General features: G+C 47.7%; 18 protein-coding genes. 17 read left to right on the forward strand and 1 reads right to left on the reverse strand.

The features are described from left to right. Nucleotides 1-17: 17 nt before the first annotated feature. From IPL85_03570 to IPL85_03595, 6 genes are all read left to right on the forward strand, one after another. The gene (locus IPL85_03570) at nt 18-677 is read left to right on the forward strand and encodes a hypothetical protein (protein ID QQS19342.1); all 660 of its coding nucleotides are present in this window, start codon (nt 18-20) and stop codon (nt 675-677) included. 88 nt (nt 678-765) lie between these two features. Then, the gene (locus IPL85_03575) at nt 766-1491 is read left to right on the forward strand and encodes a hypothetical protein (protein QQS19343.1); all 726 of its coding nucleotides are present in this window, start codon (nt 766-768) and stop codon (nt 1489-1491) included. 2 nt (nt 1492-1493) lie between these two features. Then, the gene (locus IPL85_03580; protein QQS19344.1) at nt 1494-1877 is read left to right on the forward strand and encodes a hypothetical protein; all 384 of its coding nucleotides are present in this window, start codon (nt 1494-1496) and stop codon (nt 1875-1877) included. Further along, a complete protein-coding gene (gene recO / locus IPL85_03585) occupies nt 1874-2566 on the forward strand; it encodes a DNA repair protein RecO (protein ID QQS19345.1) in 693 nt (230 codons plus the stop codon). The genes IPL85_03580 and recO overlap by 4 nt, the downstream gene beginning before the upstream one ends. 117 nt (nt 2567-2683) lie before the next feature. Continuing rightward, a complete protein-coding gene (locus IPL85_03590) occupies nt 2684-4033 on the forward strand; it encodes a glycine--tRNA ligase (protein ID QQS19346.1) in 1350 nt (449 codons plus the stop codon). Nucleotides 4034-4134: 101 nt separating this feature from the next. After that, a complete protein-coding gene (locus tag IPL85_03595; protein QQS19347.1) occupies nt 4135-4560 on the forward strand; it encodes a ribonuclease HI in 426 nt (141 codons plus the stop codon). A 73-nt stretch (nt 4561-4633) separates the two neighbouring features. Here the strand turns inward: IPL85_03595 and IPL85_03600 are convergent, their stop codons facing one another. Then, a complete protein-coding gene (locus tag IPL85_03600; GenBank protein QQS19348.1) occupies nt 4634-4882 on the reverse strand; it encodes a hypothetical protein in 249 nt (82 codons plus the stop codon). A gap of 22 nt (nt 4883-4904) precedes the next feature. On the opposite strand from IPL85_03600, the gene IPL85_03605 reads away from it, so the two are divergent. The 11 genes from IPL85_03605 to IPL85_03655 all read left to right on the forward strand — a co-directional run bounded on the left by IPL85_03605 (nt 4905) and on the right by IPL85_03655 (nt 13948). Further along, nucleotides 4905-5381 carry a hypothetical protein gene (locus IPL85_03605; protein QQS19349.1) on the forward strand — a complete coding sequence of 159 codons (477 nt, stop codon included), beginning with the start codon at nt 4905-4907 and terminating at the stop codon, nt 5379-5381. A gap of 145 nt (nt 5382-5526) precedes the next feature. Continuing rightward, nucleotides 5527-5748 (forward strand): hypothetical protein, encoded by a 222-nt coding sequence (locus IPL85_03610; protein ID QQS19350.1) that lies wholly within the window; start codon nt 5527-5529, stop codon nt 5746-5748. Then, nucleotides 5745-6137, forward strand: coding sequence for a type II toxin-antitoxin system death-on-curing family toxin (locus IPL85_03615; GenBank protein QQS19351.1), 393 nt, complete (start codon nt 5745-5747; stop codon nt 6135-6137). The genes IPL85_03610 and IPL85_03615 overlap by 4 nt, the downstream gene beginning before the upstream one ends. Further along, entirely contained in the window at nt 6134-6658 is a 525-nt protein-coding gene (gene msrA / locus IPL85_03620; protein QQS19352.1) for a peptide-methionine (S)-S-oxide reductase MsrA, read from the forward strand. Before IPL85_03615 ends, msrA begins: the two co-directional genes overlap by 4 nt. A 37-nt stretch (nt 6659-6695) precedes the next feature. Beyond that, nucleotides 6696-7001 (forward strand): DUF427 domain-containing protein, encoded by a 306-nt coding sequence (locus IPL85_03625; GenBank protein ID QQS20432.1) that lies wholly within the window; start codon nt 6696-6698, stop codon nt 6999-7001. After that, the gene (locus IPL85_03630) at nt 6994-8163 is read left to right on the forward strand and encodes a diaminopimelate decarboxylase (protein QQS19353.1); all 1170 of its coding nucleotides are present in this window, start codon (nt 6994-6996) and stop codon (nt 8161-8163) included. Before IPL85_03625 ends, IPL85_03630 begins: the two co-directional genes overlap by 8 nt. A 134-nt stretch (nt 8164-8297) precedes the next feature. Next, nucleotides 8298-11054: an efflux RND transporter permease subunit gene (locus IPL85_03635; protein QQS19354.1), complete on the forward strand. Its 2757-nt coding sequence runs from the start codon at nt 8298-8300 to the stop codon at nt 11052-11054. A gap of 13 nt (nt 11055-11067) precedes the next feature. Beyond that, nucleotides 11068-11613 carry a hypothetical protein gene (locus tag IPL85_03640; GenBank protein QQS19355.1) on the forward strand — a complete coding sequence of 182 codons (546 nt, stop codon included), beginning with the start codon at nt 11068-11070 and terminating at the stop codon, nt 11611-11613. A 61-nt stretch (nt 11614-11674) separates the two neighbouring features. Further along, complete coding sequence (locus IPL85_03645) at nt 11675-12301, forward strand: excalibur calcium-binding domain-containing protein (protein ID QQS19356.1); 627 nt, start codon at nt 11675-11677, stop codon at nt 12299-12301. A 2-nt stretch (nt 12302-12303) separates the two neighbouring features. Next, nucleotides 12304-12882 (forward strand): DUF937 domain-containing protein, encoded by a 579-nt coding sequence (locus tag IPL85_03650; GenBank protein QQS19357.1) that lies wholly within the window; start codon nt 12304-12306, stop codon nt 12880-12882. A gap of 61 nt (nt 12883-12943) precedes the next feature. After that, nucleotides 12944-13948, forward strand: coding sequence for a DUF4868 domain-containing protein (locus IPL85_03655; protein ID QQS19358.1), 1005 nt, complete (start codon nt 12944-12946; stop codon nt 13946-13948). The last annotated feature ends 57 nt before the right edge of the window (nt 13949-14005 follow it).

The raw sequence follows: 14005 nt of genomic DNA on the forward strand, positions 1-14005 counted from the left end.
GCGTTACCATGAGCAGTATGAAATATACGGTGGACGAAAAGGGTTCTGTAGTGAGCTTGGTCGCAATAGTACTACTGAGCTTGGGGGTTGTCGGGGGATTAGGTTTTGGCTACTGGGCGTATAACGGTCGCCAAGATTATAAAAAAAACGTTGACGCAAAGATTAAAACGGCTGTGCAAGCTAACACAAAAACTGTCCAAGCACAGGACGCAAAAGATTATGCCGAAGCGGCCAAGAATCCGCTCAAGACATACGCTGGACCAGAGGCTTATGGTAGCGTTACCATTCAGTATCCAAAAACTTGGAGTGGTTATATTGTCACCGGGACAGGGCAGCCCTTGGACGGCTTCTTTAACCCAGATGTGGTTCCTTCGGTGTCCGACCTGAAGTCGGTTTTTGCATTACGAGTTCAAGTGGTTGCGTCGCCGTACAGCCAAAGCGTGACACAGTACCAGAGTTTACAAAAGCAGGGCAAAGTAACCGTGAAGCCTTACGCTTTGCCGAAAGTTCCTGGTACGGTTGGCGTTCGGGTAGATGGTCAAATTACCCCAACAAAGCAGGGGAGTATTGTGGTTTTACCAATGCGCGACAAAACATTAAAACTTTGGATTGAATCAAGCCAATTTGCTGCCGACTTTGATGGCATAATCTTACCCAATACAACCTTCTCTCCATAATTTTCACAATATGCACCCTGCTTTTACTTAGGTATACTGCGTAGAGAAATCGCGTAGTGTGGACTTGGTAAGGAAAAGGGTATAAGCGGTGCGAGTTGCAAAGCAAAAAAAAGAGTTTACCGAGCACGAAAAGCTTTTTACAAGTTTAGCCGATGGCGTGAGTCATACTTTTCTTCAGCTGACACGCCTGAGTGAGGAAGCACGTTTTATACCTGGTAGCCAAGATGAACAGTGGGCAGCCGTACGTGACTTAACCGGTGCGTCGTTGCAGCTTTTGGAAAGTTACGTCCATCTCATGCGCCTACACGGTGGTACAGCTCAGCCGCTCCTTGAACCAGTGGCTGTTACCAGCTTGCTTTACGACACTCTTCATATGCTAGAACCCTACGCTAAACAGTATCAGGTTGACCTTGCGATCGATATACCTCCCAGTCTCGAACCAGTTGTGAGTGATAGGGCTATTTTACAGTCTGCGTTACTCAGCCTTGGTCAAGTATTTATAGGTGCTCAGTCAGAATCTGAGCATGAGCAGCGCGTGCTCAGTCTAGGGGCGCATAAAGGAAGATATGGGATTGTTGCTGGTTGGTATGGCCAAGGTTACGAACTGAGTGCGCGGGCACTTACTAGGGCTCGTCGCTTACACGGCCGAGTGCAACAACCGCTCCACGAGCTGGTTAGTGGTTCGGCGAGTGGCGTTTTTATTGCAGACGGGTTGCTGGCATCAATTTCATCTCAGCTTCATGTTGCGCGGTATCACAATACGGCTGGGCTTGCCGCAACCTTGCCAGCTTGTCACCAGCTCCAATTAGTCTAGCTATGAAAGTATTGCTCGTTGAACCAGACACGATACTTGCCAAAACATATACGACAGCGCTTGAGACGGCTGGACATCACGTAGTTCGTGTGGTGAGCGCTCAAACGGCGGTGCGGGCGGCAGACACTAGTACGCCAGATGTTATTGTGCTGTCGCTCGGCATTGCTCGGCACAACGGCGCAGAGTTTCTCTACGAGTTCAAAAGCTATCCAGAGTGGCAGCCGGTGCCGGTGGTGCTGTTAGTGCCACGACTTGCATTCGATCTCGGTGACCCGGTTGCGTTGAGAGACCAGCTTGGGGTTCAAGCCGTCTTGGTACGGTCGCAAACGACATTAGTGCAACTTTGTGATGCTGTTTTGGCCGCGGGTGAGCAGGGGGCACCATGAACCAGCGCCGCACAACCGCAATCGTTCTTACGCGAGTGAATTACGGCGAAGCAGACAGAATAATTACGGTGCTTACCCCCGACAGTGGAAAACTAAGTCTGATTGCAAAAGGTGTTCGAAAAGTAAGAAGTAAACTTGCCGGCGGAATTGAATTATTTAGCACGAGTGAGATTACGTACATACCAGGTAGGGGAAATATTTCCACACTTGTCTCAGCTAGACTTAGCCGGCACTATGGACACATTGTAGAAAACATTGATCGTACAATGCTCGGTTACGAGCTGATAAAACTTCTACACAAAGTTACAGAAGACGAACCGGAAACGGCATATTTTGGCCTACTTGAGCAAGCGTTTCTCGCCTTGGATGACCAAAACGTGCCCGTTAATTTAATCCGGATCTGGTTTAGCGCTCAGCTGCTGCGACTCGCTGGGCATAGCCCAAATTTACAAACAAGTACTGATAAAACGAAACTTGCGTCAACTCAGCGCTATGATTTTGACTATGATGCCACTGCTTTTTCGCTCAGTCCTAGTGGCGTTTTTGGCGTAAATGAAGTTAAGTTCTTGCGCCTATTGTTTGGCGAGAGCAAGCCAAACATCCTCGTAAGGGTGCAGGGAGTAGACGCAATAATTATTCTTGTGGCTCCGCTCATTCAGACGCTGCGCCAGCTCCATCTTCGTGTATAACCCGAACTCGTGCTTTGGGGAGAAAATGTACCATCTGTGCTTTTGGAAAGCGAAATGCGTGCCCAACAAGACGTGTGCGATTGGATTTTACGGAGGGTAAAGAGTATCATGAGGGCTATGAGTACACAGCGACATGAGGTGAAACTGCCAGAGGCAAATAGCCCAAACGAGGTAAAATTGGAAGATATCGTTAGCCTGTGTAAGAGGCGGGGGTTTATATTCCCGGGCAGTGATGTTTACGGTGGGCTGGCTGGAACCTGGGACTACGGTCCACTCGGTGTAGAGCTGAAACGCAATATCATGCAGCTATGGTGGAAAATGTTTGTACAGGAACGTGACGACATGTACGGCGTCGATGCCGCCATATTGATGAATCAAAAAGTCTGGCAAGCCAGCGGTCATGTCGACACGTTTACCGACCCACTCGTAGAATGTTCAAATTGCAAAGGTCGTTTCCGCGCAGACAAACTTGACAAGGCCGATACGTGTCCGACATGTGGCCAAAAAAATACATTTGGTGAGGCTCGAGCGTTTAATATGATGTTTAAAACTAATGTTGGGCCAGTCGATGATGATGCCTCGCTTTCGTACCTAAGGCCAGAAACGGCGCAGGGGATTTTTACCAATTTTAAGAACGTAGTAGACACCATATATCCAGATGTGCCATTTGGCATTGCCCAGCAGGGCAAGGCCTTTCGCAATGAAATCTCCCCCCGTGATTTTGTGTTTCGTAGCCGCGAGTTCGAGCAGATGGAGATCGAGTATTTTGTACAGCCCGATGAATGGGAAGAAAGTTTTGAACACTGGGTAGAACAGTGCAAAAAGTGGTTTAGTGCGCTGGGTCTACCAGAAGGAACCGTGCACGAACTAGAGGTGCCACAAAACGACCGCGCACATTACAGCAAGCGCACGATAGATTTTGAGTTCGACTTCCCGATCGGACGCGAAGAGCTGATGGGGCTCGCATACCGCACCGATTTTGACCTTATAAACATCCAAAATGCGTCGAAAAAAGGCATGGAATACCGGCCAAAAAATGGATCACCAGCGTATGTACCGCACGTCATAGAACCAAGCTTCGGCGTGGAGCGTGCTGTCATGGCGGTGCTGTGTAGTGCGTACTGGAACGATACCGAAAACGACCGCGTGGTTTTGCGGCTGCCATACGACCTTGCACCAGTAAAAGTAGCAGTCTGTCCGTTAGCAAAAAATAACCCTGAACTGGTAGCAAAAGCGCGTGAAATATACACTAGCCTAAAGAAAGAGTTCGGCGCAGTCCTATGGGTGGACAGCGGCAACATTGGTAAAAACTACCGCAAAATGGACGAAATAGGTGTACCCTATGTCGTGACCGTAGACTTCGACACTCTAGAAGGGGACACGAAAGACACTGTGACAGTCCGCTCACGCGACACCACCGCCCAGGAACGCGCCAAAGTTTTGAATTTGATAGCACTCCTTAAGTAGGGCATAGCCGGAAATTACTGTATAACTATAGAAATATATTTCGCGGTTCTCATATTTTTCATGATTGGTCAAACGATACAGAAATGAGGTACCATAGGGAAATGTTTATTTATTTCACCGACGGAAGTGCCAGTCCAAACCCGGGGCCAGGAGGGTTTTCGGTGGTGAGCGGAGGTAAACCGGTGGTACTCGGCGGTGAGCCGAGTGGTGCAGTGACTACCAACATCCGTATGGAGGGTTTTGCCATATTGAACGCTCTGAAACATGCCGGAGGCCAGCCGTGCCAGATCTATACCGACAGCGAATTCTGGATAAATGTCATCACGAAATGGTCACTTAGTTGGGAGGCAAATGGTTGGAAGAAGAAGGGCGGCGAAATAAAAAACCTCGATATTGTGCAGGAGGTCTGCCCGCTGTACCGCAGTTCGCAGGCTGAGCTAATCTGGGTGCGTGGTCACGTGGGGCATGAGGGCAATGAGTTAGCAGACCACTGGGCCAACCAAGCACGCGAGGGCATAAGAATCTGAGAAAGTGTAATTGTGCAGCATTTGAATGTGGAGGAGATTGGCGCTTGGCCTAAGGAGTGCACTAAGCAAAAAGCTAGTCGTTTACGATTGGCAAGGCGTTGGGTGAGGTACCAAGGGTAGAGGCGAGGCGGTCAAGCTGCTGAAATTTGCCGTATTTTATGGGTGTTCCGTCGGCGTGGTAGAGTCGGTAGTAGTAGTCAAAGCGGCGCAGCTCACCTTTGAATGTTTGTGCGGTCGTGGGCTCGTCTATACGTCGTATGAACCAATCTGCCGGTTCGTTAGCTAAAATACGTTTTAGTTTTGCGTAGTGGTTGAAGGCCATACAAAAGATTATACTATGGGCTATGCGTGACGCTGTGTTTGCAACCTTAGAAAAACTGGATATTCCCTATCGGCTTCAGGAGCACGAGGCAGTGTTTACTGTGGCGGAGTCGAGCGTAAAACTAGAGGAGAAATTACCAGTCAAAACGTTGCTGGTGACAGATGAGCGAAAACAGCATGTCTGGATGGTGGCAATGCGCGGGCTGAACCGACTGGATATGAAGCTGTTAGCGCGCGAGCTGGGGGTAAAAAAACTGCAGTTCGTACAGCCAGAGCGTGTGTTTGAACTGGTAGGCGTTCAACCGGGAAGCGTTTCTATCTTCGGTCTTCTCCACCCGGGATCTAAAAACATACAGGTTGTGCTAGATGAATCGCTCATGACTGAACCAGAACTTGGTTTTCACCCCAATGACAATACTGCCACCGTCTTCCTGTCGCCTAGCGACGTTCTGAAAATCATTCAGGCTAGCGGACAAGCATACCGTATACTGGCAGTATGATCCATGAAAATTGGGCGTATCTAGCGCCAGCTATAAATGTACTCAAAATCGACTAACTTCGGACGATTTTAAACAGGGCGTATTTAGTGAATGAAAACATTATAATAATATTGTAATGGTTTGAGACATATGCTAGGATGGAATTATGACATTTACGACCATCCAAAAAGCAATTAAGATTGGGACAAGCCGTGGGGTTATTTTGCCGGCGAAGGAACTAAAACGTCTTGGTGTAAAGGACGACGACGAACTTGAGCTTATCGTACGCAAGAAATCAAATGCTGCAACCAACGAAGAAGTTATAACAGCAGCCGATGACATTCTGCGCGAATATCGTACGGCCTTCCAAAATTTAGCTAATCGATGAATGTAAAAACGTTTGGAATAGATCAGCTGCTGATGCTGCACTCATTTGTGCTTGCAAATACAGGTGGCGGTGATGGAGTGCGCGATATTGGGCGGCTTGAGGCGGCGCTTGCCACGCAAACACAGGAAGTTTTCGGAACCGAATTATACCCGGAACTGTACAACAAGGCGGGCGCGATTATTCGTGGTATTATTGCGGACCACCCATTTATAGATGGAAATAAAAGAACGGCGATGCTTGCAGGCTTAACGTTGATGAAAGTGAATGGCCTAACTCTGCGAGCGAGTAATCAGGAGCTCGAAGACTTTGCAGTGCAAGTGGCTGTGGAGCATTTGGGTGTAGAGGAAATTTCCGAGTGGCTCAAAAAGCACGTAGAGGTAAATGTATGATCAAGTCGATTGTCTTTGGTGGGGGATGTTTTTGGTGTAGCGAGGCGGTATTTCAGCGGGTGGATGGCGTGACAAAGGTTGTACCAGGCTATGCCGGAGGCACTGTGCCAGATCCGATGTATGAACAAGTTTGCAGCGGCAAAACTGGACATGCTGAAGTAGTAAAAGTCGATTATGACGATACAAAGATATCGCTGGAGCATTTACTACATATTTTCTTCAGAGCACACGACCCTACGACGCTTAATCGCCAGGGAGCAGATGAAGGTTCGCAATATCGGTCAGTCATTTTGTATGGCGATAAGGTGGATGCTGTGAAAGCGCAATCTGTTATAGAGGAGATCCAAGCTGAAACGGCGACAACTATAGTGACTGAGGTCGCAAAACTAGATGCGTTTTATGAAGCCGAAGCATACCATCGCAATTATTTCGAGCAGCACCCAGAGCAGGCCTACTGCCAAATAGTCATCAATCCAAAAATCGACAAACTCCGTGAGTATCTGCGGGATAATCCCATATAGTCAGCTATAATGTAGACTAATTGAAAGCGAGGTTTTCATAATGATAGCAAAATGGAAAGGTCAGATTATCGCTCAGGCTGACAAAGACAGTCTTATATATATTGAGGGGAACTGGTATTTTCCGCCCTCAGCTATTAACGAGGAGTATTTTGTACCTAGCGAAACACACACGACTTGTGCCTGGAAGGGAGAAGCTAGCTATTACAATGTAGTCGTTGGCGGCGAAACAAACAGCGATGCGGCTTGGTACTACCCGGAGCCACGAGAAGGTTCGATTGAGCGTGTCCACAAAGATTATACAAACTACGTGGCGTTTTGGAGAGGAGTCGAGGTTAATGAATAACAATTGGGACTTGACCCAGCTCAGATCAACCGCGACCGAACAGGGGACACCTTTGTTTGTTTATTCGCGTCAGTTACTACTTGAGCGGGCGAAGCAAATTGTCGATCTGAAGCTTCCATTTGGTTATACTCCGCGATATGCAATTAAAGCCAATAATCATCCAGATATACTGCAAATGTTTCATGACGCGGGCTTGCAGTTTGACGCCAGTTCTAGCTACGAAGCAAATGAAATATTGGCACAAGGTATTCCAGGTGAAAAGATTAGTTTATCCAGTCAGCAACCAGCGCACAATTTGCAAGAATTGTTGCAGGCTGGTGTAAAATTTGTCGCGACCTCCATGCATCAACTCGAGTTGGTTTTACGAGAAGAGCAGTGTCCAAAACAGATAGGATTACGAGTTAATCCCGGTATTGGTGCTGGTCACAATAATAGACTGACTACCGGTGGAGCTAATAGTAGTTTTGGGCTATGGAATGCCTATGTCCCTGAGGCACTTCAACTAGCTAAAAAAAATGGGGTGAAGATTGATCGCCTGCACGTACACATCGGTTCGGGCGCTGACCCAACCATGTGGGGAAAAATGATAGAAACGGCGCTTTCTATTGCCGAAAACATGCATGATGTGACCAGTCTGAATATGGGAGGAGGGTACAAGATCCATCGCTACGGGGATGAGCATGAAGCAGATTTGGTTGCCATAGGAGTTGAATTTAGCCGGCAATTACAGACGTTCGCGAAAAAAACGGGGCGAAAACTGCACTTAGAAATCGAACCGGGTACGTGGCTAGTCGGGCATGCAGGGGTATTGCTTGCCAGTGTCGTCGATGTTGTCGATACGGGCGACGATGGTCATACGTTTTTGCGACTTGATACTGGGATGAATGACTTTGCACGTCCAGGCATGTACGGCGCTCAGCACCGGGTTGCAGTGCTAAATGACGCGCTTGATACAGCGGAGTATGTGTTGGTCGGGCATAACTGCGAAACGGCTGATATTCTCACGCCGGCGCCAGGTGACCCAGAGGGTATAGAATCGAGAGAGCTGCGAAAGGCAAATATTGGCGACACTATTGCCATATATGACACGGGCGCCTACTGCCGGAGCATGAGTCACAAAGGTTACAATAGCTTTCCAAATGCAGGTGAGTTATTTATCTGATTCTTGTGTGCTGTATTTGAAGCCATGACTGAGTACTCTCAGGAGCTGCGTTAACTTATGAGTTGTGGGTTTTCATACAGTTTTCACGGATTGCTTTGTTACAATAGAGTTAATAAAGTGTAAGGGGACTATTGATGCCGAAAAAACACGGAGCCAGAAAAAACGTGGGACGAAACTCAGCAGATAAACTGCGACCGTTGCAGCGCTTTGCGTTGTTTTTCTTCCAGCGACCTCGCACAACTGCCATACTGTGTCTTATAGTCGCTGGATTTGGCGTGCTTAGCTACACAACATTGCTCAAAAGGGAAGGTTTTCCGCCAATCAACGTACCTTACGCAATTGGCCAAGCGACGTACTTTGTGAATGATGCTGCAAAAGTCGACACCGACTTAGCCAAGCCTGTCAGCGAATATCTTATGAAACAATCTGGGGTAAAAACGGTACAGACGAATAGTCTCGGTAACTTTGCGACAGTTGTTCTACAGTACGAAGCAAAGGTCGACGCGACAAGCCGCAGCCAGGAGCTACAGAAGGCAATGGTTTCGCAGAAAATTGTTCCGGCGGGAGGAAACCTAAAGTTTGAGGCGGCACGGTTCGGATTTACGGAGCGCGGTGATGATGCGGTTGTGTCTTTTTTCTCAACGAAGAATACTGCACTTCCTGAACCTGAGCTTGTTTCGGCTGCTACGCAAGCTGCTAAGTTTATCAGGGAGCAGAAACAGAGCCTTGTCAAAGACGCGTCTATTATTAGCCCCATTGAACAGGCCCAGAATCCGCTGACGGGTGAAACACAAAATGTGCAAAGCCGATTTGAGAGATTTGGCGAACGGGTTGGCGATAAAACCACCTTTTATAGCTCTGTGCCGATTGGCGCAAGCATTGTAAGGGGCGGTGACGTTGTAACGTTTGGTGATCAGCTAAAAGAGGCGGTCGATGCCTACAACCGCAAGTTTAGCTCTAGCGGTTTTGCTATGCGAGTGAGTGCAAGCTTTGCCCCGAGCATTCGCCAACAAATCAGCGAGCTGCAAAAGACGCTCCTCGAGGGCTTACTAGCGGTGTTAATTATCGGCTCGATTGTTATTGCGGTGCGGGCGTCGGTCATCACGGTGCTTTCTATGGTGACTGTTATTTTGGCTACGCTAGGGGTATTAGAACTTATTGGCTATACGCTCAATACTATTTCGCTGTTTGCGCTGATTTTAGGACTTTCTCTCATAGTTGACGATACCATCATTGTCGTTGAGGCGCTCGATGCCCAACGGAAACGCAAGAATGATGCGAAAGATATTGTAAAAACGGCTATCGGCAAGGTTGGCCGTGCAATGATAGCGGCGACATCTACCGCAGCTTTAAGCTTTGCTCCCTTACTGTTCGTTGGCGGCATATTGGGCGGGTTTATTCGTGTTATGCCGGTAACGATTATATCGGCACTTGTCATTAGTTTGATTGTTGCGCTAGTTTTTATTCCGTTTTTTGCACGGTTTATTATGCTTGGCGAAAAACATGTTGGCGCCAAAGCCGAACATGAATTGGCGGCTAATTTCGAAGCTCGCGTGGCTCGTTGGCTTGCCAAGCCGATGCTGTGGGCTCAACACAGCAAACGTAAACTTTTTGGGGTTGGATTGGCGGCGATATTCCTAAGTTTTGCATTCATAGGCGCCGGCGGCTTTATCTTTCAAAAAGTAACGTTTAATATCTTTCCACCCTCAAAGGATACGAACCAGATTGCCGCAACATTACGTTTTCCAACAGGTACCTCGATAGAGCAAGCAGAGGCAATCAGCGACGTGGCTTTGCAGAAGGTACAGGCAGTGCTCGGGGAGGACTTTGTGTCCGGAGCGCACTATGGTCTGGCTAATGCGCAGAGTGCGCAGTTCTTTATAGACCTCAAGGACTACAATAAACGTAAAACAACTGCACCAGAGTACATAGACCAGCTCAAAGTGGTTTTCAAAGATTTCAAGCAAGCTCAAATTGGTATTACGACTATTGACGCCGGGCCTCCAGCCTCAGACTTTACAGCTCGAATTGCATCGGATGAAAACCGTCCAGCGGCCGAAAAACTGGCGACCGACATTGCTAACTATATACGAACAGCCGATATTCGTCGGTTGGATGGCAGTAAAGTCAAAATTGAAACCGTTTCGGTTGATAATGCCGATATTCTGACCCGGGTCGACAGTAAATCGTATGTGGGTATTACTGCCAAGTTTGTTGATACTGATACAACTGCACTTGTGACACAAACACAGAAGGCCGTAGAGGATACCTTTACCCCTGGGAAAGTAGCTGCCTACGGTGTTTCGAAAGATGCCGTAAGCTTCAACTTTGGTCAGGAGAGTGAAAACCAGGACAGCTTTAAGACGTTGGCAGTCGCATTTCCGATAGTACTTCTCGTCATTTACTTAGTGCTTGCAGCGCAGTTCCGTAGCCTATTGCAGCCATTACTGATATTTATGGCAATTCCATTCAGTCTTTTTGGGATTACGCTGGGGCTATGGCTGACAGACAATGCATTTAGCTTCTTTGCAATGCTTGGCTTCTTTGCACTAATTGGTCTTAGCATCAAGAACACCATCCTCCTGACCGATTACGCGAATCAGTCGCGTCGGGCAGGGATGAACCCCGTTGATGCAGCGCAGGAAGCTCTCGCCGAGCGATTCCGACCACTTGTCGCTACGAGCTTAACGGCCATTGTTTCTATTATTCCGCTCTCTCTCACGAGTCCATTCTGGCAAGGACTAGCGGTCGTGCTAATTTTTGGCTTGCTTTCGAGTACACTTATGGTAGTTACGGTGTTCCCGTACTACTATCTCGCTGGAGAATTCTTGCGCGGTGTGTTTCGCCGCCGTATTTCACACCCGCTGAAACAGCGCTTGAGTCGGGCATAAGGAGTAATTGAACATGCGACAAAATGAGGATAACAATGTTGACACTAACGGACCCTTCTCGGTGCTTAAGAGAATTTTTTCTGGCGAACCAGCTTTCCAAACAGACAAAAAGGAGACGCAGGGTTCCCCCAGTGGCGGGCACGGCGCTTCTCCAGCAGCAAACGGTGCAAATCCGTACTTGCAGTCTTCAGGACGCAAGGTGTATCCGGTAGCAAAAGTATCAAGCGCACATTTTCACCGCAGTGGTGATCACTCTGAGCTTCGCGTGCATATTCACAATGATTCGCCATTTGAAATACAGCTCGATAAAATTCGTATATTTGGGCAAACTGTCGAGCTTGACAACAATCTTCCGTCGCATGGTAGCGCGGAGTTCCTCCTATACCGAGGACATTCGTTCCGTGCTCGTCCGGAAACTCGCGCCGAGCTTGTGTACCAAATAATCGGTTCAAACGATTATTTTATGAATCCGCATGAAGTCATGTTTCGGCAAGAGTCAGACGGAGTCTACCTGGTTACCGAACTTCGCAGCAGGGACAACCTGGTATCGGACGTATAACTCAGGCTGTCTGAAGGTGCCAAATTGTGGTACATTTAGTACATAACGAGGAGGGGTCGGTATGTCTGAGCACAAAAATAAGAAGGTTGATACAACGGATTATAGTGCCGCGACGAAGGATGCACGGGTGCTTGGGGAGCGTAATGATTATGAACATCCGGGTTTTTTCCTACGATGTGCCGTTTGGATTGTGTCGCGTTTTCCGATAACGCGCAATAAATATCAAAACTGGACGACGGCTCGCACCATTATAGTCGGATGGCTACTTTGGCTGATTGTGCTACCAATTATCCCGATTGTTGCGGCAGTCATATGGTACGTGCGTGATCCAGAAAGCTTTAAAACGAGTCCGTGGGCAAAGGCATTACTTGGTCTGGCGGTCGCTTGGGCAGGGTACGCTGGTGTCATCCTCACCAACCCCTCGCAAGCAAATGTGAATGGAAAATACTCACCGATTCAAACTCAGCCAAATGGCGAAGTTACGGGTGAAACAGATGCACTGAATACCGCGAGCGCCTCAGCGAAGCAGAAGGTTGCAGCACAGAAAGAAAGCAAAAATTCAGGTGGGCGCACGTTTACGAATTGCACAGCTGCTTTTGAAGCAGGAGTTTTTGATATCAAACGTTCTAACGCCAGCTATGAGCCTCGCCTCGACCGAGACAACGACGGCATTGCGTGTGAGAAATAGTTATGGATATCAAGCAGCTCATACTTGACCAGCTTTCTGGTGCGGCGGCCGATAAACTTGGTTCGCGCAACGGGCTAGATTCATCACAGACTAATTCAGCGGTGGATTCTGCGCTTACAGCGATTTTGAGTGGCTTGCAGCAGGAAGCGGGTAATGGCAAAACGGCTGAAAAACTGGACGACGCCTTGAGCAAAGATCACAATGGATCAATTTTAAATGATCTAGTTGGGGCGGTTGGCAGCGATGCAACAAAGGTAGACGGCACAAAAATACTTGAACACATTTTTGGGGATAAAAGCGATAAAATTACAGATACGGTAGCAAAAAATGCTGGGGTAAGCAGCTCTGCGGCCGGTGATATATTGGGCACATTGGCACCGATAGTGCTTGGTCAGCTTGGCAAACAAAAACAGTCTGAGGGGCTGGATGTCGGCGGGTTAGTGAGCATTCTACTTGGTCAAAAAACTGGCAAAGGCGACGGTGGCCTAGGAGATATCGTGTCTGGTTTGTTTAACAAAAAGAACGCCGGACTACTTGCGCTGCTGTTAGGCGTTTTTAAAATGTTTGTCCGAAAGAAGTAGCCGCGTAAAAGGAGACGATAACACAACAGTGGTGTCTTCACTTCGGTGATACAATGCTGGCATGGATGAAGACACTAGCACTGAACAGCAGCTCCAAAAAGAGCGAGATAACTACCAAGAAACCGATGTATTTGCGTGGGCGAATAACCTGGTCCAGTATAAGGATGAACTCAAGATTGAGCTTTTTTTTATCTCAAAAAATTATGTGCTGTACAAAACAGCCATGGCGGAAGGCCTCAAAAAACAGTTAGAACCAATTTTTGTTGATGAAGTACTCGATTACATTCTCGAGGGAGCAGAAAAGGGCTTAATTGTACGAGGTTTTGAAGACGCTGAGGCCGAAACGGGCGTTTTGCAGCGAACGCAAGTTTTTAAAGTAGAGAAACTTCGCGAAACGCTCGGCTGGCTGCGAACCCAGGAGCGTGAAATCGTGCTATTCAAAGACGACGAACACGATATCAATCATATGAAGGGTGTCATGGCTAGAGTCAGTCACCCAGAAATGGATAAGCCGTTTTACCTTGCAAAGGTGTTGCCAAAGTCTCAGGTAATGAGAGGTAAACAGGGGTGGATGCTGCGCTCCGACAAATTTGTACCATTTGACGCAGAGGCGGCACTTCGACTACCAACCGACCCACAGCTGTTGATCTTAAACCAGGATTTGTACGTTTTTAATCAGTCAAAGCTAAAGACCCTTTTTGGATACGATGCAAAAGAAGCAGCAATTGCCGAAAGTAAAGTCCGCGAGATTATGGAAACTTACGGGCTAAGTTTCCCCGAAGGGGTTGGGCTGAATGCGCTTCTAAAGGGCAAAAAACAGCTTATTCAGAAGCTGCAAAAACTTGAAGTTGGTAGGGTAACCCAAGCAAAAGCACTTGAATACGCTGAGGATATGGACCTAGAACTATTGCCCGATGACCAGGGTAAAATCATAATATTAGATGAAAAAAGTCTGACGACATTTGTAAACATAATAAATGATGATTACTGGGAATCACCATTAACTGGCGAACGCTACGAAATTATTAAAAAGCGTCCCCTCAAGGCAAAAGACGAAGAGGCATAATAATCTACATTTGGAAAGAAATGGCTCACAAAGCTGAGAGTACTTATCATGCTCTCT

The sequence above is a fragment of the Candidatus Saccharibacteria bacterium genome, assembly GCA_016699955.1.
GTDB lineage: Bacteria > Patescibacteriota > Saccharimonadia > Saccharimonadales > UBA4665 > JAGXIT01.

What these genes read in the sequence shown, in the direction of transcription:
- IPL85_03600 (QQS19348.1), bottom strand. Translation starts at nt 4,882, where the DNA reads ATGGCCTTCAACCACTACGCAAAACTAAAACGTATTTTAGCTAACGAA.
- recO (QQS19345.1), top strand. Translation starts at nt 1,874, where the DNA reads ATGAACCAGCGCCGCACAACCGCAATCGTTCTTACGCGAGTGAATTAC.
- IPL85_03630 (QQS19353.1), top strand. Translation starts at nt 6,994, where the DNA reads ATGAATAACAATTGGGACTTGACCCAGCTCAGATCAACCGCGACCGAA.
- IPL85_03655 (QQS19358.1), top strand. Translation starts at nt 12,944, where the DNA reads ATGGATGAAGACACTAGCACTGAACAGCAGCTCCAAAAAGAGCGAGAT.
- IPL85_03590 (QQS19346.1), top strand. Translation starts at nt 2,684, where the DNA reads ATGAGTACACAGCGACATGAGGTGAAACTGCCAGAGGCAAATAGCCCA.
- IPL85_03640 (QQS19355.1), top strand. Translation starts at nt 11,068, where the DNA reads ATGCGACAAAATGAGGATAACAATGTTGACACTAACGGACCCTTCTCG.
- IPL85_03605 (QQS19349.1), top strand. Translation starts at nt 4,905, where the DNA reads ATGCGTGACGCTGTGTTTGCAACCTTAGAAAAACTGGATATTCCCTAT.
- msrA (QQS19352.1), top strand. Translation starts at nt 6,134, where the DNA reads ATGATCAAGTCGATTGTCTTTGGTGGGGGATGTTTTTGGTGTAGCGAG.
- IPL85_03615 (QQS19351.1), top strand. Translation starts at nt 5,745, where the DNA reads ATGAATGTAAAAACGTTTGGAATAGATCAGCTGCTGATGCTGCACTCA.
- IPL85_03580 (QQS19344.1), top strand. Translation starts at nt 1,494, where the DNA reads ATGAAAGTATTGCTCGTTGAACCAGACACGATACTTGCCAAAACATAT.
- IPL85_03610 (QQS19350.1), top strand. Translation starts at nt 5,527, where the DNA reads ATGACATTTACGACCATCCAAAAAGCAATTAAGATTGGGACAAGCCGT.
- IPL85_03570 (QQS19342.1), top strand. Translation starts at nt 18, where the DNA reads ATGAAATATACGGTGGACGAAAAGGGTTCTGTAGTGAGCTTGGTCGCA.
- IPL85_03635 (QQS19354.1), top strand. Translation starts at nt 8,298, where the DNA reads ATGCCGAAAAAACACGGAGCCAGAAAAAACGTGGGACGAAACTCAGCA.
- IPL85_03650 (QQS19357.1), top strand. Translation starts at nt 12,304, where the DNA reads ATGGATATCAAGCAGCTCATACTTGACCAGCTTTCTGGTGCGGCGGCC.
- IPL85_03645 (QQS19356.1), top strand. Translation starts at nt 11,675, where the DNA reads ATGTCTGAGCACAAAAATAAGAAGGTTGATACAACGGATTATAGTGCC.
- IPL85_03595 (QQS19347.1), top strand. Translation starts at nt 4,135, where the DNA reads ATGTTTATTTATTTCACCGACGGAAGTGCCAGTCCAAACCCGGGGCCA.